This window comes from Providencia sp. 2024EL-00732, assembly GCF_044006275.1.
Taxonomy (GTDB): domain Bacteria; phylum Pseudomonadota; class Gammaproteobacteria; order Enterobacterales; family Enterobacteriaceae; genus Providencia; species Providencia huashanensis.
On sequence record NZ_JBIPDG010000008.1, the window covers coordinates 168,162 to 186,426 of the forward strand.

Sequence of the window (18,265 nt, forward strand, 5' to 3'; positions counted from 1 at the left end):
TAAAAACCTTTCGAAAGATAAAAGAATTATACTTTAGTATAAACAGCAAGTTCTACACGAGCACGATACTTACCAGGGGTTACATTATCATTAGAACAAATAGCCCACTTAATACGCATTGTTTGTGCAATATTCGAAATAGATTTAAAACTGAAATCTACGGGTTGGTTATTAAAGTTGATCATTCCTTTCTTATTTTCATCCTTGCAAGAAAAAGCAGAATTATCACCCTCACGATAAGGCATTCCCATTAACCAAGGAGGGCTTGATGCTGGTTTACCTTCTAGAGTATCAAAAAATAGTTTGGTGGGATCTGATTTTAATGTTCCCTCTTTCACTACCGCAGACATTGCCAAATCTTTATTTTCACCCGTACATGTATATTGAAAACTCGACTCTTCAATAACTTGGTTATCTCGCCCTATCGTAACATTGATATTGTCATTAACAACTTGACTAATTTTGCAAATCCTCACAATGTTCAAATCCGTTACAAAATTTAGTGGGGCTGTGGCATCAATAGTTCCTGAATTTCCATGAGTCACTATATATAGTTTATCACCGGTATAGCTAAGACGACCTGGGGAAATAGTTTTGTTGGTATAAAGTTCAAATTTCCCATCAGCATATAGATTAATAACTTTAGTTCCCCCACCTGTTGTAATGATATCAGTACCAGGTATCAAACAAGCATTTTGGTTATACCATGACTCTAAGTCAACTAATCCATCATGTTCCTGAGTAAACAGCCTACCAGAGTAGCTTGTTTTTAAATACTTTCCACCATTTCCAGCCCCTGCACCTGTGAGAGCAATATGATAACGAATTGAAGGGACAACCCAGGCTTTCAATGTGCTATCCCTTGAATGTACTAAAGGAAAACCACGATGACTGCTATTTCCAATTCTCTCACCTATAGTTCCGTTACATCTATTTGAGCTTGTTGAAATTGAAAGTAAAGAAAAGTCTTGACTCCAAGATTTTTGATATAAAGGTGAGTATATTGGAGATTGAGTTATTGACGTTCCACCAGTTAGCCGTCCTTCAACTAAATAGGGTTGATTAACACCTTTCGGCTCATCTAAATCTATTAAACCCTGTAGTACAAGGGATATTGGTGGTAAAAGAACAGCACTTTCCGCAATATTAGGCATTAATGTCGATAGCAGCAATGGAATGCCTTTTAATAGAAAAGTTTTTTCTTTGTGTCTAATCATCATTTTACTTTAACCTTCTCTAAATAAACTAAGCTATTACTGGCATGTTGCAGTAATTGAACGTACTGGTTGCGCTTTTGTCGACACCACATTATCTAAACCTGAATATGCAGCTATACAACGCTGGCTTTGGCCATTACCCCAACGAATATTTAATTTACCTTCTGTAGGAAGTCCACTCATAAATAACTGATTATTATCACCAACTATACCCGTGTTCTCTTCAGTTACATTACTCTCTATGAGCGTAGCAATAGCGCCAAATGGCACAATACTACCATCCGCCATTTTTAACGTAATAATCGCTTGATAACCTACTTTCGTATCAAACTTCACTTTTACCACCGCACCGTCAGAAGGGTAAACTGTTTTAGTGGTTTCCTTTAACATCACATTTTCAGGTAGTGTGTTCACATCCATAGAAATAATGTTAGAGTTATATGGTGAAACATATGGATAAAGCGCATAACCTGAACTATTTACAACACTATCTTTATTATTCGCTTTCGCACCTGTTGCTTCTGGTGCTTCAATAATCGCCATACTACTTCCCATAGAGCGGCCGAGTAAAACGCCACCTTGGTGAAGAACAACACCACCGTTCACACTACCATTCACAGAGCGATTATTTTTAGAATAATTATAGCCAGCTGAAACAGTTCCTTTTGATCCAGAATAGTTTCCATAAATAGAGCCGCTATTACCGACACCTTTATTGCCATACCCCTGAGAAACACCATAAGACAGCTTATTATCTAAGAAACTACCACTTAGACCGACTTGCTGAGTAATGTTGTTATTGTTATCTTGGCTATAAAAATAAGTACTAGACATATTTCTAACCATTTCATTATTCGAGAAAATACTGAAAGGTACGCTAACATTCACCGATATTTGACGATTTTCTGGCCATTTACCATCATCTTTTACTCGATCTATACTATAGTTCACTGAGTAATTAATCTTTTTAAACGTAGCATTATAACCCATAGCTAATTGACGAACTTCTCGATTAATTTCCCAATAATCATAAATACTGCCAGATAAATAGATGCTGCCATATTCACCTAATGATTGCCTTATTGCTGTCGTGAAGCTACTACGTTGGCGCTGATTTAACCACGGTGCCACATCATCTTTCAAACGATAGTCATGATTATTAAAGTCAGCAAAGCTAAAATAAGAACGAGTCGAATAACGTAGTGCCGTTAAGTCAATAGAAGTACCCGTTGTTGTTAAACTTTTAGAATAACGAAGACGAAAAGATTGCCCAGATCTATCACCTAACTCACCATCCATATTAGCCGTTGAATGGGTTATATCCGCAGATAATGCACCAAACCGGCCTAATGAAACCCCTACACCTGCCGCCGCTGAAAAATAGTTCTTTGCCATCAACAAACCGCCGTATAGGGTACTATTCGTTGGTAAACCATAAATAAGTGAACCTAAGAAAAAATCAGACTCTCGAGATCCTCTTGTATAACCACCATCATATCGTCCAGCACTCGTTTCATACTTATAACCACCAGGACGTAACATCACTGGTAATGATGAAAACGCGATAGTAAAGGTTTTTTCTGTCCCATTTTCTTCTCGGACAGTCACGTCTAAGTCACCTGCGTTACCTGTCGCATAAATATCTTTTAAGCTAAATGCGCCTGGGGATACATAGGTTTGATAAACAATATAACCATTCTGACGAACTGTGACCTGTGCATTAGACTGTGCAATACCGTTGATCTCTGGTGCATACCCGCGCTGACTGCTAGGTAGCATTTGTTCATCTGATGTAAGTTTAATTCCTTTAAAGGGAATAGGGTCAAATACATCCGCCCCCGTATTAGTCTCGCCAATAGTTAGCGATGAACGAATTGAATGAAGGGCTCTCATAATGTAAGTATTTGAGAAGTGCGTTGACGAATTTGTTCCAAAATCACCAGAACTTCTTGAATAGGACATATTAGAACGTAAGCGCCAAGGACCCGCATTTAAACCTGCACCTATAGTAGAAAATATGCTATCCGTTTTTTGAGTACCTATAGACTTGATATCAGTACTTGATTTATTACCACTCACAAAATAATTAAAAAATAGCGCAGGGATACCATCATCCAATAATTTAGGATCAATATACCCTTCAGACTTGTCTAGCATTGCAATTTGTGGAATAGAAATTCTTAATTGCAAACTTCCAATATCTGGTGTGACTGTGGCATCCTTAATATAATCTGCAATATTTAAAATTTTAGTATCAGCAGGTAACGACTTAAGTGATGGTATAGCTTTAACATTCACTCCCCAAGATTCTAAAAGCGCAGGAGTAAATTCAGGAACAATAGTACCTTGTACATTTGGCACAAACTTAATGAGTTTATCACCTAAGTTATTGCGATTAACATGCACTCGAATATGGTACTCTCCAGCTGGAACACTATTTGATGCACTAAATTGAGAGAGATCGACAAGAGTTGGGTCAACTCCTAATTGGCTTTCCAGCATACTAGGGTCAAAGTAGTCATCGCCATAAGAATATAGAGATAAACAGATCAATGTAGATAATAAGCTGACTTTTAAAAATTTTCTTTCCATCCCAATAGCCTTTATTTATCTTTATATTAATTTAATCGATAGCCTACTGAAAACTGAACTATCAGTTTAATAAAAAAGTATTATAAATTTTTCGTAAATAGCTATTTACGAGCCAGTATTTTCACTGATCTTTAAATAAAATTTTTCAGTTGGAGTACCAAAGTCATTTAATAACCGCCAACTTATTTCCCCATTAATATTATTTCTGTTAATTTTGTAATAATCATACGGAGGAATTAGCACTGATGAGCTTTGCATATTACCTCCCACATTAAAATCAACCACAGTCATATAATAAGGTGTTGGATTATAAAAACTCCAACCGCCATCTTTTTTTACTAAGGTAAGCTTTTTATAATCTTGTTGACTCGGAGATTTAATTAATTCCGGTCGATAATAAAGCTTTATAACAATCGCTGTGACAAATACCATCCCAATTTTATTCTCATCACTTTCATTTTTATTTACTGATGGTAATGCTCTGATTTTAAAGTAAAATATTGACTCTTTATCTTTTGGTAGCTCATCAATTTTATTTGGTATTATCCTAACTGAATATTCGCTTTTAGGTAATATTTTAAAAAGAGGTGGTGCGACAATAAAATTATTAACTGCCCCCCCATCAACTTCCTTTAAAATCGCAGATTGTATTAAAAAAGCATCATTTGTTTCATTACGTACCTGAGCTATTTGGCTATTATCTTTTTCAGAAAAAATAATTCGACTCTGATTCAAAGCTATTCCATCAGCCTTTGCACATGAAAAAATAAAAACAAATGAGAAAGATAACAAAAAAAACCTAATAACCATAATAGACATGATAAATCTCTTAATCTGCAATATAGGTTAATGTTAAGGTAGCTTTAAACTTACCAATATTGTCATCTACCGCACAATTTACAGTATTGTTTTTACACATAACATATGCATAAAAATCTTTTGAAAGTTGGTCTTCAACAATATTATTCCAAATAACTTTATTTGTATTTGTGATAAAATCTTGATCAGCAGGCTTAGCATTATCCTTTTTAGAGATTCTTACTGCAAATGTCTTACCTGGATCATCAAGAAAACCATCATTTTGAGTATAGTTCCCTTCAAGGGTAAGATAATTATTTTCAAAATTTTTAGTTTTACATTTTGATAATGTAACTGTAAATGGAAGTTTAAGTTTTCCATCAGATGCATCTTTTTTAAACTTATGCAATGGTATATTTCCAAAATCTACAACATTATTTGATGTACCTTTAATTGCTATTTCACATGTATTTTTAGGTACTGTAACATTAAAAGTAAATTCATGTGTACCAGGCGTATTAGCAATAGCCCCACCCATTAAACTGAATAATAATAAAATATAACCATAATTGTTTTTTACTAAAGCACTCATTTTATATCACCTTAAATTATGGTTGAACTAATGTGATATCCACTGAAGAAACCAACTCTCCAGGCGTTAGTTCTTGGGAAGAATCTAATTTAACAATACTAACTTCAAAATGTTTTTCTAAATTACCATTTTGCTCAATGTTAAAATTAATAATACCACCTGAATTAACATCTACTATTTCACAATTTTTCTTATCGTTATCACAACTAGATAAAATAAACGCTGCATGTGTAACATTATTAGCTGGATGAAGGCGATTATCTTGCGTTACAGACGTACCGTTGGCCGCTGTGATTTTCATCATAAAAGGAGAAGTTGCATTATTAGAAAAATCAAAATCCTCACAAGAATAATTAAATGTAAATGGTTTCACATACGTTTTATCATTCAGCGATAATTTAACATTACGTGTCAAAATTACATCTGAAAAAACAACTTCCTTATCTGGTACTGCAACGCTACATGTACCTTTAGAAACACTGCCTATTACTTCCAATGTTGTTTGCGCATACGATAGTTTTGCCATTGGTAGTAATAATACTAATATTGTCAGTATTATATTATGACATTTAGTAAAAACATTAACGTACCTGTCCGCTATAAACATTTTCGCCTCCTAAATCATTTATAACAGTCCATTGGGCAGTTCCACGACGTCCATTCTCTGGAACGATATAGCTCAATGAGTTATACGGAAAAATCATGGTATTATTTTTTTGTAGGCTTAAGCCAACCTTAACACCATTAATTTTCAGTTCATTTAGTGAAATAAAATAGGGTGAATTATTTTCAACCATAACCCCTGTTGGAGTTGATTTAATAGCCAACTGGCTATACGCATCAGTCGGTAACATTGTCAAATTTGCAGGTCGGTAAAATAATTTAATGATATTGTTATAGCCAATATTCAGTGCCGTACTTTCCAATGGGCCATTTGTCGCAGGGATCATTCTACCGCTAAAATAAAATATTGATTCACGGTCTTTTGGTAACGCATTAGGTAATGCGTAAATTCTTATATCTTGACTTTTACCAGCATCAACTTTAATTAATGGTGGTGAAATAGTAAATGGAGCCTCACCAACACCGTTAGGTGTTTTAGAAATGGTAAATTTAGCTAGATAATTAATATCCGTATTATTTCTGGCACTTATTGAAGTACTTTCTTCACCTTGTATATACACTAAACGAGTTGCATTTAAACCAATCCCACTTGAATACGCAGGTAAAGTCGTTAACGAAAACAACAGAGCTAAAAAAGGTGACTTAATTCCTAATAATTTCTTGTGCATAAAATTTTTCATCTCTTTTGTTTTCATTATCAATATCCACAAACTAAAGATTAAAGAAGAGGCTTTAAGTAAAGCCTCTTCTTACTCGAACTAATAAAATAATTAGTTATAAGAAACAGTGAAAGTTACTGGCACGTTCAACACATCTGGAGACACACCAATTTGTGTCAGAACTAATTTAGCAACCATAGGAATAGTTGCAGTACCATTAGCTTCGATATCAGAAGCTAATTTCAGCTCAGTATCAGCATTAGGAGTTACTGCTGTAGCGCCTGATTCTAAGCTAACAGCTAAAGCTTGAGCGCTTTTGTTTGCGAAGAATTCTTTGTAACGAGTTGACTCTTCACCATCTGCACGTACGAAGATAGCTGCATCTTTAGCTGCGGCTTTAGAACAGTTAGTCAGAACTAAGTTAAATTCTTTATTAGGACCTAATTGGTCTTTCACATTTTTACCCGTTGTTTGGTCAACAGTGAAAACACCCCAATCAACAACAGAACCTTCAGTTGTAGAATTAACATCACAAGACGCTGCACGTAATTGAGCTTTAAATTTTACAGTTGTACCTGTTTTGCTTGGCTCATCTGCTGCGAATGCAGAACCAGCAACCATAGAACCCGCTAATACTGCTAATACTGCTAATTTTTTATTGAATAACATATGTAAATACCTCTGTATTTATGTCGTCATGTAAGTAGTGAAAGACACAATTTATTATTAAAAGCCAAACCCACAACATCCGTTTACAGCACTAAAATCATTGTTATGAGTTTGACGAAGTTATTGTTAACTTTATTAAAGCCAACATTAAGAGCATTAAAAATCCTTTTAATCCCTTTTTAAAACCAAGTCAGTAGAGATGCTTTTAAAAAAGAGCTATTTCTATATCGCCAAATTTGAGAGACCAGAATCAATATAGAAATAGTAAAAGGACAAAAATTTAAAACTTTAAAACATTAGAGAGTTCGATTAATTTTTATTACTTCCTGTGCTAAAATTGAGAATCTATATAAGCCTCTCAATATTTAGTTATTCCTTTCTTACTTAAACCACCTCTATTTCAAACAAGTAAAAACACTTAATCAAATATTCAAACGCTCCGTTGTTTTCTGAGACTAATTCTAAGGTAACAATATTTATTGTCAAAATTACGCTTATAAAGATATTCAATGAGACATTAAATCTATATTTGCTAAATAAAATAGATTTAAATTCTTTATTATAGATTTTATGATATATTTAAGATCGTGACTTAGGTTAATTTATATAAATCGAAAAACACTTACTTATAATTATTTCAAGTTGTAAGTAGTTGTGTAAATTAACGTTAATATATTTAGTGTTAAAAATTTCACAATTAACAATCAAAAACAACAAGCAAAAAACAATTATCAATGCAAATAACAACAAATTAAGTTAAAACCAGATTTTTATCTCATACTGCAAAATCATCATAAGATAAGTCTTAATTGAGACTTACATTAAATAATAAATAAAAACCTCATGTTTTGTGTTGATTTTGTTAAAAAAAATAATGACTTTTGTTTCAGTTAAACTCGTATTATTTATCTGCTGTATTCGTTTCAACCTAGGTTATTTTAAGATAATCGTTTGCTTATATTTATTTTCTAATGGGAATTAGATAGATAATATATTCACTTAGTTATTTTCTACGCCTTGAACTGTGATGCGCTTTCAATATCAAAAATATGATAAACTTATGCACAGTTGATTTTGGAATTTTTCGGTGTTGGGGTCAGTAAAATGAAAAAAATGAATGAAGATAAGATACTGGTAATGGCAGAACGCATTTGCCAGTCAAGAGGCGTTAGATTGACTCCACAGAGAGAAACTGTATTACGCCTTATCGCGCAACAACACGGTGCTATCAGTGCCTACGATTTATTAGACTTATTACGTGAAGTTGAACCACAAGCAAAGCCCCCTACCGTTTACCGTGGGCTTGAGTTTTTAATGGAACAAGGCTTTATTCATAAAATAGAGTCAACCAACAGTTATGTCGTTTGTCACCACTTTGATAACCCTAGCCATATTTCAGTGATGTTAATTTGTGACCACTGCGGTAGCGTAACTGAAAGTGATTGCACAACCATTGAAGCCGCTATTATCAGCCTAGCGGAAACCAACCAGTTCCGTTTGCGTCATACTGTGGTTGAAAACCATGGCTTATGTAAAAACTGTGATGAGATTGATAGCTGCCAAGATCACGCACATTGCCACCATGACCATCAACAGCCTATTACTACAAAGAAAAAGTAATAAATAGAAGTGGTAGAGTTAACGGTGTTGCTTATATAAGAAAAGAATATTCGATGAGATGCAAAGAAAAGAGACAAAAGAAAAGGAACAAGTAAAGCAGGCAGATCTCTACACATCAATTTGAAATCTGCCAGCAATCATTGAATTATCAAACAAGCAGCGTCAACTTACCGCTTACCAACCTGATAATTTAAGAATTAATACCAATCACTATTGCGGATCACGCCAACCGCTAAACCTTCAATTGTGAAGCTTTGTTCGCGTAAATCGACAATAATTGGTGCAAATTCAGGATTTTCAGCAATTAACTCAACACGATTACCTTGCTGTTTAAAGCGTTTAACAGTCACTTCATCATCAATACGCGCAACAATCACTTGGCCATTGTGTGCATTTTGTGTTTTATGAACCGCTAGTAGGTCACCATCCATAATACCGATGTCTTTCATCGACATACCATTCACACGTAATAGAAAATCTGCGTGAGGTTTGAAGAGTTCTGGATCAACTTGATAGTGACTTTCGATATGTTCTTGCGCTAATAAAGGTTCGCCAGCGGCAACACGCCCAATCAAAGGTAGCCCTTGATCATCAGCTTCTTCTTCAAGAAGCAAGCGGATACCCCGTGATGCCCCAGAAACAATTTCAATTACACCCTTGCGAGCCAAGGCTTTTAAATGTTCTTCTGCCGCATTAGGCGAACGAAAACCCAGGCTTGCTGCTATTTCAGCACGTGTAGGAGGCATACCCGTCTGCGAAATGTGATCACGCACCAGATCATAAACCTGCTGTTGTCGAGCCGTCAGTGCTTTCATTCCGTTCCCCTGTTTGTTTATACAGTCAGACTGTGAGTATATACAGGTAAATGAAGATTTGGAACAGTTAAATTGCTGAATTTAGGCATTTGTTATCGATTGACTTCTTTTTCGACTTTAAACTGTTTTTATTAACTAGCTGGCAAAATAACGTTGCCATAAAACCAGAGCCCAAATAAAAAGTGCTAAACCAATACTGACAAACACTGCGGCAGAGCCTATATCTTTCGCGCGGCCTGAAAGCTCATGGTATTCACTACCAATACGGTCAACAACAGCTTCTACGGCACTATTTAATAGCTCAACAATCGCCACCAGCACCACTGAACTAATTAGCAGTATTCTATCTATATAACTGATATCTAAGAAAAAGGCGATAATAATCGCAATTACTGCTGCAACAGATTCTTGACGAAATGCCGCTTCGTTTACCCAAGCGGCTTTTAGCCCTTTAAGGGAATATCCCGCGGCTTTAATTACACGGGTAAAGCCCTTAGTTTGACTTGCCATATTTATTCCTTAAAAAATACAAACAATAATCGATTTTTACGGTCAAAGTGAATTGTCAGTAACAGATCTGCCAGTAGATTTCTGGTATGATTGCGCAGCATTGTTAACAAGAGGCTATAATCATTTATGTCACTATGGCGTAAAATATATTACAACACGTTGAATTTACCACTTAAATTATTGGTAAAAAGTAAACTAATTCCATCGGACCCTATTGCAGAGTTGCAGCTTGATACTAACAGGCCAACACTGTATGTATTGCCTTACCACTCTAAGTCCGACCTCCTAACGCTACGGCATCAATGCTTGGCTATCGGTTTACCTGACCCTTTGGTTGATAACGACATCAATGGCACTAAGCTCCCTGCTTATGTGTTTATCGATGATGGCCCTCGCGTATTTCGCTATTATTCACCGGACCCGCGTAAAGATTCCGTCAAAACATTCCATGCTTATTTAGATTTGCACAAAAACAACCCTAATCTAGATATTCAAATGTTACCCGCGTCTGTAATGTTCGGGCGCTCTCCTGGTCGTGAAGGGCATACCCCTGCACCACCACTGAAACTATTAAATGGGGTGCAAAAGTTTTTTGCTATCCTGTGGTTAGGTCGTGACAGTTTTGTTCGCCTATCGCCACCCGTTTCTATTGGGAAAATGGCTCAGGACCACGGTACTGACACCATTATTGCCAATAAACTGGCACGTGTCGCCCGTATTCACTATTCACGCCAGCGCCTTGCTGCGGTTGGCCCGAAACTGCCGGCACGCTATGAACTATTCAATAAGCTTCTGACCTCAAAAGCAATTGAAAAAGCCGTCGAAGACGAAGCACGCAGTAAAAAAATTCCATTGAAAAAAGCGCAGCAAAACGCAGTGAATATGATGGAAGAAATTGCTGCGAACTTCTCCTATGAAGCCGTGCGTTTAACTGACCGTGTGCTCAGTTGGACATGGAACCGCCTCTATCAAGGTATTAACGTGCAGCATGCTGAGCGCGTTCGCCAATTAGCGCAAGATGGTCATGAAATTGTGTATGTGCCCTCCCACCGAAGTCACATGGACTACTTACTGCTCTCCTATGTTCTTTACCATCAAGGTCTCGTTCCACCGCACATTGCTGCTGGTATTAACCTAAACTTCTGGCCTGCCGGTCCGATTTTTCGCCGTCTTGGCGCATTTTTTATCCGCCGTACTTTTAAAGGCAACAAATTGTATTCCACGGTTTTCCGTGAATATTTAAGTGAACTGTTTGCTCGTGGTTACTCTATCGAGTATTTCGTTGAAGGTGGGCGCTCCCGAACAGGCCGTTTATTGCAGCCCAAAACCGGGACACTATCAATGACGCTGCAAGCCATGCTACGTGGCGACTCACGCCCTATTACTATTGTGCCTATCTATATTGGCTATGAACACGTAATGGAGGTAGGGACCTACGCAAAAGAACTGCGCGGGGCAGAAAAAGAGAAAGAAGGTTTATTTTCCATGATCCGCGGGTTGCGCAAACTGCGTAACTTAGGTCAAGGGTATGTGAACTTTGGTCAGCCAATTTCTCTTTCTCATTATCTGAACCAGCGTGTCCCAGATTGGCGTGACTCAATTGATCCAATTGAGCCACAGCGCCCATCGTGGCTAAACCCAACAGTTAGCTCGTTAGCGGATAACATTATGGTAAATATCAATAATGCTGCCGCCGCTAACGCGATAAATTTATGTGCAACGGCTTTACTGGCCTCACGCCAACGTTCATTAACACGTGAACAACTCATTGAGCAAGTGGAATGTTACCTGCAATTATTACGTAATGTGCCGTATACGCCTGATGCGACAACGCCTAATAAAACGCCGGAACAACTGCTCGAACATGCATTGCAGATGGATAAATTCGAGGTAGAAAAAGACAGCATGGGGGATATTATTATTCTTCCTCGCGAAAATGCCGTTTTAATGACCTACTACCGTAACAATATCCATCACTTACTGGTACTACCGTCATTAATAACCAGTATTGTGCTGCATCATGAACGCATCAGCCGTCAAGAAATTTACTATCAAGTGAGCCAAATCTACCCGTTCCTAAAAGCAGAATTGTTTATGCGTTATAACGATGAACAGCTGCGTGAAACGGTAGATACTCTAATTGATGAACTAAATAATCAAAAGCTTATCTGCTTAAGAGACGACGATATGGTAGTGTTGAACCCACGCCGTATTCGCCCATTACAGCTCTTAGCAGCAGGTGTCCGTGAAACACTACAGCGCTACGCAATCACGTTGTCATTACTCAATGCCAGCCCTGAAATCAGCCGTAATACGTTGGAAAAAGAAAGCCGCATCCTTGCTCAACGCCTTTCTGTGCTGCACGGTATTAACGCCCCTGAGTTCTTTGATAAAGCAGTGTTTTCAACTCTCGTTGAAACGCTTAGAGAAGAAGGCTATATCGATAATAATGAAAACGATATTTTTACCACTAACGCCAAGAAGCTATATGCAGTCCTTGTGCGCCTAATGTCCCCAGAAATTCGTTTAACCATTGAAAGTGTTAGCCAAGCTGATGAATTTTCAGAAGAAAAGAAAGAAGCAATACCCGAGGTAACGGCACAAACTACTGAGCCAGAAAAAGACTAGTTCGGTTTTGTGAAGCCTATAAAGCAAAAAGGTAATGTTTTTCAACATTACCTTTTTTGTTGGCTCATGGAAAATGATTTACTCGCTAAAAATAGCTCACCATAATGCCAATAAACAAAATCAAACCAACGAAATTATTATTCATAAAGGCTTTAAAGCAAGGAGCACGCTCGCGGTTCACCATTAGTTGTTGTTGATAAATAAATAACCCTGCAACAAGCGCCAAAGAAAGATAATAAGTTATCCCTAAGCCTGCTAAAGAACCTACAACCACCAGCAAACCCACCATCAGCAATTGCAATAAGCCGATAATTAATTTGTCATATTGACCAAATAAGATTGCTGTCGATTTCACACCGATTTTTAAGTCATCATCACGGTCAACCATGGCATACTGTGTATCGTAAATCACAGACCAAATAATATTCACTAAGAATAATAACCAACACACCAGAGGCAGTGCTTCATTGACTGCAGAGAACGACATCGGAATTGACCAACCAAATGCAGCACCTAATACTACCTGAGGTAAATGACTGACTCGCTTAACAAAAGGATACACCCATGCTAAAGCTAGGCCCGCAATAGATAGCCAAATTGTCATTGAGTTAAGCGTTAAAACGAGTAAGAAGGAAAAGCCAACAAGCCCCGCAAACAGTATTTTAGCTTCCCTTTCAGTCACATCCCCACTAGGGAGTGGCCGATGCTTAGTGCGTTCTACGTGACCATCAAAATGACGATCGGCAAAATCATTAATGACGCAACCTGCGGCACGCATAAAAAACACCCCAGCAGTAAACACGATCAAAAGATGTAAACTTGGTGTGCTTTGAGCTGCAATCCATAATGCCCAATACGTTGGCCACAAGAGTAATAGTGAACCAATGGGCCTATCTATACGCATTAAACGGCTGTATGCATGCCATTTACTTAGCGTCATACTTCCCTCCACTTTGTCGTGCTCCTTATTCGATTCCATCATACTTCAAATTGGGTATATGTTTATACCACTCAATTCTGTAAGCCACTGATTTATGTTTGTTGGTGTTGCGTACTTACTGAATTTATGAAAATTTAAAATATTTAGGATAATTAACGATATGCAGGTGATTCAGGTAAAAATATTTCTGTTAATAACAATGGTTTAGCCGATAGTTTTAATCGAGAACTGCGAACCCAACGACCAGCACTAGAACCTATGCGAATATAATCCCGAGTTAAGCCATCACGGCTGAATAAATAACGCCCTAGAGGCATTCTACCTATATCAACCAATTGCTGGTCTTCATCAGTCAATGTTTCTTCTGGAATGACAGTACGGCCTAGTAACCAAGGAATACCATCCCCATACATGACGACTTCCCTGACCCAATAACGAGGGCTTTCAGGTAAAGACTGTGCCTCTTCAGTGCTCAACATACCTTGCGATACATAGCGTTCTAAATAAGGTATCACGGTAACTTGCTGGCTGTGTTGTTCAAAGCGTTTTGTCATGGAACCAAGTTCTAACAACCAATCTAACGTATTGGCAGGAACTATTTTATCATCCTCAGCCAACCAATGAATGGGATGGGAGGTAAATAGTGTTTCATCCATTACTTAAATTTCCACCATGGATAACATGGTTATGATTTACTGTATTTCTTAGACGGTAGGATATCACGTTGTTTTGCTACAGGGTTAAAGTTAGCTAACAATTTATATAAAAAGTCACATTTTCAACAAAAAATGTAAAAAAATAGTGAATAAATTTTTAATTACTAACGAGTTATAAACGATAATAAAATTTATTAACATCGTAATAATAAGAATTTATTAGGCAAGTCTCCGTCATTCATTATCTCAATAAAGCGGGAAGTTTTTACAGCTTCCCGCTTTTTCTTCATAAGACAGTGATATGACGTAATAAGAAAGGTTAACGCCAAGCTTTATAGTTATTAATCAAACCATTAGTCGAACTATCATGGCTATTGACTGTTTCGCTATTTTCTAACTCAGGCAAAATACGGCTGGCTAATTGTTTTCCTAATTCCACACCCCATTGATCGAAAGTGAAGATATTCAAAATCGCCCCTTGCGTGAAAATCTTATGTTCATACATTGCGATCAATGCCCCCAGTGAATAAGGGGTAATGGATTTCAATAAGATTGAGTTGGTTGGGCGGTTACCTTCGAATACCTTATACGGTGCCACATATTCCATGTCAGAGACATTTTTACCTTGCGCAGCAAATTCCGCATCAACAACTTCACGAGTTTTTCCAAAAGCTAGCGCTTCAGTTTGCGCAAAAAAGTTAGATAATAATTTTTCATGGTGATCGCCTAACGGGTTATGGGTCACCGCAGGCGCAATAAAGTCACAAGGGATCATTTTTGTCCCTTGGTGAATCAACTGATAAAAAGCGTGTTGACCGTTGGTTCCTGGCTCCCCCCAAATAATTGGGCCCGTTTGGTATGAAACTGGTTTTCCATCTCGGCCTATATACTTACCATTTGATTCCATATTGCCTTGCTGGAAGTACGCTGCAAAACGGTGCATATATTGGTCGTATGGCAGAATCGCTTCAGTTTCTGATTCAAAAAAATTGTTGTACCAAATGCCAATCAAACCTAACAGTACAGGGATGTTTTTTTCTAGTGGTGTTTGGGTGAAATGTTTATCCATAGCATGGGCACCATTCAATAACTGAACGAAATTGTCAAAACCCACGGATAAAATAATCGATAAGCCAATTGCTGACCATAAAGAGTAACGGCCTCCAACCCAATCCCAAAACTCAAACATATTATTAGTATCAATACCAAACTTAGCAACTTCTTCACTATTCGTTGATAGTGCCACAAAGTGTTTGGCAATATGCTGTTCGTCTTTTGCGGTAGCCAATAACCATTCACGTGCTGAATGCGCATTTGTCATGGTCTCTTGGGTCGTAAACGTTTTTGATGCAATTAAAAATAATGTCGTTTCAGGGTTCAGTTTCTTCAGCGTTTCCGCAATTTGTGTGCCATCCACATTAGAAACAAAATGCATATTTAAATGGTTTTTATATGGACGCAATGCTTCTGTAACCATAAATGGCCCAAGATCAGAACCACCAATACCGATATTAACAACATCTGTTATCGCTTTACCTGTATAACCTTTCCACTCTCCGCGAATAATGCGCTCGCTAAATTTCTGCATTTTTTCTAATACAGCATTAACATCTGGCATTACATCTTTACCATCAACATAAATCGGTGTGTTATCACGGTTACGTAAAGCCGTATGTAACACCGCTCGGTCTTCGGTACGGTTGATTTTTTCACCACTGAACATGCTCTTGATCGCGCTTTCTAGCTCAGTTTCTTTTGCTAACGCTAACAGGTTATCTAATGTTTCTTGTGTAATTCTATTTTTGGAGAAATCCACTAAGATTTGACCATCGAACGTTGCCGAAAAATGAGTAAAGCGGTCTTTATCCTGCGCAAACAAGTCACGCATATGAACATCCTTCATTTGCGCAAAATGTTGTTCTAGCGCCCGCCATGCAGCCGTTTGGCTTGGATTAATACTTTTCATGGATAACACTCTCCAAAATAATTTAAAATATAAATATATTGTACCTCGTCAAAGATACGAGACTTATCGGTTTTCTGCGTTATGTTGATATTCCCCAATTCCACGGCACTTTTCCAGACATAATTAACTCTTTCACTGAAATACGCACTTTCAATGTCATTTAACTTTAACAGTAGCGCGTACACGCTAAATCATTCGAGTTGCATGTAGGCGACAAGAGAAGATAGACCGATGAGCATACAAAAGTATGTGATTCGGCTATCTGAGCGCAATCAACACCCATGCAGCTTGAAGGATGACCACCGCCATATACGCTAAATCATTCGAGTTGCATGTAGGCGACAAGGGAAGATAGACCGATGAGCATACAAAAGTATGTGATTCGGCTATCTGAGCGCAGTCAACACCCATGCAGCTTGAAGGATGACGAGTATATTGAGAAAACCGATAATGAATTACCTATCATTAGAATTACTGATTTACTTCGATTCTTGATTGACGCAACGCTAATTACCCGATAAATCTATATAAAAATATAGTTTAACGACAGGGATCGATACCATGAATACAGTAGCGTCTTTATCAGACAACAGTCAGTTTGTTATCGCAAAATTTGGCGGCACTAGTGTCGCGAACTTTGAGGCAATGAACAATAGTGCCAATATCATTCTTTCTAATCCAAATGTTCGAGTCGTTGTGCTTTCTGCCTCCGCTGGAGTCACTAATTTGCTAATAGAACTCGCTGAAGGTTGTGATATTGATAAACGCAATGAGCTACTGAAAAAAGTTAAAGATATCCAATATGCGATTATTGATAATCTGCAAACTGCTGATGTGATCCGTGAAGAAATCAATCGATTACTTGATAATATCGCTCATTTAGCTGATTCCGCGTCTCTCGCCACTTCTGACGCATTGACGGATGAAATGGTTAGTCATGGTGAATTAATGTCAACCCTATTATTCGTAGAAGTCCTCCGCCAGCGCAATACCGAGTCACAATGGTTTGATGTCCGTAAAGTCATGAGAACCAATGAAAGTTTTGGTCGTGCAGAACCTGAGTTGGAGCAGTTGAAAACCCTTGCAGAACAACAGCTGTTACCTCGCTTAGCAGAATCGGTAGTTATTACCCAAGGGTTTATTGGCCGTGATCCAAAAGGCCGTACAACAACACTTGGGCGTGGTGGGAGTGATTATACCGCTGCACTGCTAGCTGAAGTCCTAAGCTTATCTCGCGTTGATATTTGGACTGACGTTCCAGGTATTTACTCTACTGACCCACGGGTCGTGCCAAATGCACAGCGTATTGATGAAATAGCTTTCGATGAAGCTGCTGAGATGGCAACCTTTGGGGCAAAAATTTTGCATCCGGCAACACTGCTCCCCGCTGTACGTGCTGGTATCCCGGTTTTCGTTGGTTCAAGTAAATCCCCAGAAGCAGGTGGCACCATTGTTTCTGATAAAACCAGTAATCCACCACAATTCAGGGCATTAGCGCTACGCCGTAAACAAACATTATTAACTCTGCATAGCCTAAAAATGCTACATGCACGTGGTTTTTTAGCTGAAATATTTACGATTTTACTACGTCATAATATCTCGGTAGATTTAATCACAACTTCCGAAGTGAGTGTCGCTCTAACCTTAGATACAACCGGTTCAACAGGGACAAATGGCAGTTTGCTAACTAATGCACTGATGACTGAGCTTTCGGCTCTATGCCGTGTTGAAGTTGAAGAAAACTTAGCCTTAGTGGCCATCATCGGTAATGAATTATCGCAAGTAAATGGGTTAGGGAAACAAATCTTTGGTGCTTTAGAATCTTTCAATATTCGCATGATCAGCTACGGGGCCAGTAGCCACAATATTTGTTTACTGGTTCCCGGTGACGATGCTGAAAATATCGTTCGTACATTACATAGTAATTTATTCGAGTAACCAAACTACCGCTCTAAAACAAAGAAGGCGATATTCATAAT

16 protein-coding genes are annotated in these 18,265 nt (G+C 37.8%); 4 read left to right on the forward strand and 12 right to left on the reverse strand.

All coding sequences use genetic code 11. The features are described 5' to 3' along the window. Positions 1-26: 26 nt before the first annotated feature. The 7 genes from ACHB7C_RS13970 to ACHB7C_RS14000 form a co-directional block, all read right to left on the reverse strand. Entirely contained in the window at positions 27-1,220 is a 1,194-nt protein-coding gene (locus ACHB7C_RS13970) for a hypothetical protein (RefSeq protein WP_198861101.1), read from the reverse strand. Between the two features lie 33 nt (positions 1,221-1,253). Next, entirely contained in the window at positions 1,254-3,809 is a 2,556-nt protein-coding gene (locus tag ACHB7C_RS13975; RefSeq protein WP_210831923.1) for a fimbria/pilus outer membrane usher protein, read from the reverse strand. Positions 3,810-3,914: 105 nt separating this feature from the next. Continuing rightward, a complete protein-coding gene (locus ACHB7C_RS13980; RefSeq protein WP_233102484.1) occupies positions 3,915-4,628 on the reverse strand; it encodes a molecular chaperone in 714 nt (237 codons plus the stop codon). Positions 4,629-4,638: 10 nt separating this feature from the next. Then, positions 4,639-5,199: a fimbrial protein gene (locus tag ACHB7C_RS13985; protein WP_166685599.1), complete on the reverse strand. Its 561-nt coding sequence runs from the start codon at positions 5,197-5,199 to the stop codon at positions 4,639-4,641. Between the two features lie 16 nt (positions 5,200-5,215). Continuing rightward, entirely contained in the window at positions 5,216-5,806 is a 591-nt protein-coding gene (locus tag ACHB7C_RS13990; RefSeq protein ID WP_166685600.1) for a hypothetical protein, read from the reverse strand. After that, a complete protein-coding gene (locus tag ACHB7C_RS13995) occupies positions 5,781-6,518 on the reverse strand; it encodes a molecular chaperone (RefSeq protein ID WP_166685601.1) in 738 nt (245 codons plus the stop codon). Before ACHB7C_RS13995 ends, ACHB7C_RS13990 begins: the two co-directional genes overlap by 26 nt. A gap of 75 nt (positions 6,519-6,593) precedes the next feature. Further along, positions 6,594-7,151: a fimbrial protein gene (locus tag ACHB7C_RS14000; RefSeq protein WP_198861099.1), complete on the reverse strand. Its 558-nt coding sequence runs from the start codon at positions 7,149-7,151 to the stop codon at positions 6,594-6,596. A 1,104-nt stretch (positions 7,152-8,255) separates the two neighbouring features. Between ACHB7C_RS14000 and zur the strand changes: the two genes are divergently transcribed. After that, positions 8,256-8,771 carry a zinc uptake transcriptional repressor Zur gene (gene zur, locus ACHB7C_RS14005; RefSeq protein WP_042848516.1) on the forward strand — a complete coding sequence of 172 codons (516 nt, stop codon included), beginning with the start codon at positions 8,256-8,258 and terminating at the stop codon, positions 8,769-8,771. A gap of 197 nt (positions 8,772-8,968) precedes the next feature. Here zur and lexA read toward each other — a convergent pair whose 3' ends face one another. Continuing rightward, positions 8,969-9,586, reverse strand: coding sequence for a transcriptional repressor LexA (lexA, locus tag ACHB7C_RS14010; RefSeq protein ID WP_042848518.1), 618 nt, complete (start codon positions 9,584-9,586; stop codon positions 8,969-8,971). 135 nt (positions 9,587-9,721) lie between these two features. Continuing rightward, positions 9,722-10,096: a diacylglycerol kinase gene (locus ACHB7C_RS14015; protein WP_042848519.1), complete on the reverse strand. Its 375-nt coding sequence runs from the start codon at positions 10,094-10,096 to the stop codon at positions 9,722-9,724. 126 nt (positions 10,097-10,222) lie between these two features. On the opposite strand from ACHB7C_RS14015, the gene plsB reads away from it, so the two are divergent. Continuing rightward, complete coding sequence (plsB, locus tag ACHB7C_RS14020) at positions 10,223-12,724, forward strand: glycerol-3-phosphate 1-O-acyltransferase PlsB (protein ID WP_042848520.1); 2,502 nt, start codon at positions 10,223-10,225, stop codon at positions 12,722-12,724. Between the two features lie 85 nt (positions 12,725-12,809). Here plsB and ubiA read toward each other — a convergent pair whose 3' ends face one another. From ubiA to pgi, 3 genes are all read right to left on the reverse strand, one after another. Continuing rightward, positions 12,810-13,664 (reverse strand): 4-hydroxybenzoate octaprenyltransferase, encoded by an 855-nt coding sequence (gene ubiA / locus ACHB7C_RS14025; protein WP_198861097.1) that lies wholly within the window; start codon positions 13,662-13,664, stop codon positions 12,810-12,812. A 152-nt stretch (positions 13,665-13,816) separates the two neighbouring features. Next, positions 13,817-14,320, reverse strand: coding sequence for a chorismate lyase (gene ubiC / locus ACHB7C_RS14030; protein ID WP_131680234.1), 504 nt, complete (start codon positions 14,318-14,320; stop codon positions 13,817-13,819). A gap of 319 nt (positions 14,321-14,639) precedes the next feature. Continuing rightward, complete coding sequence (gene pgi, locus ACHB7C_RS14035; RefSeq protein ID WP_048608830.1) at positions 14,640-16,286, reverse strand: glucose-6-phosphate isomerase; 1,647 nt, start codon at positions 16,284-16,286, stop codon at positions 14,640-14,642. A 359-nt stretch (positions 16,287-16,645) separates the two neighbouring features. Between pgi and ACHB7C_RS14040 the strand changes: the two genes are divergently transcribed. Next, positions 16,646-16,807 carry a hypothetical protein gene (locus ACHB7C_RS14040; RefSeq protein WP_155405749.1) on the forward strand — a complete coding sequence of 54 codons (162 nt, stop codon included), beginning with the start codon at positions 16,646-16,648 and terminating at the stop codon, positions 16,805-16,807. Positions 16,808-16,847: 40 nt separating this feature from the next. Next, positions 16,848-18,224, forward strand: a complete 1,377-nt coding sequence (gene lysC, locus ACHB7C_RS14045; protein ID WP_071547644.1) for a lysine-sensitive aspartokinase 3 — start codon at positions 16,848-16,850, stop codon at positions 18,222-18,224. Positions 18,225-18,265 lie beyond the last annotated feature (41 nt).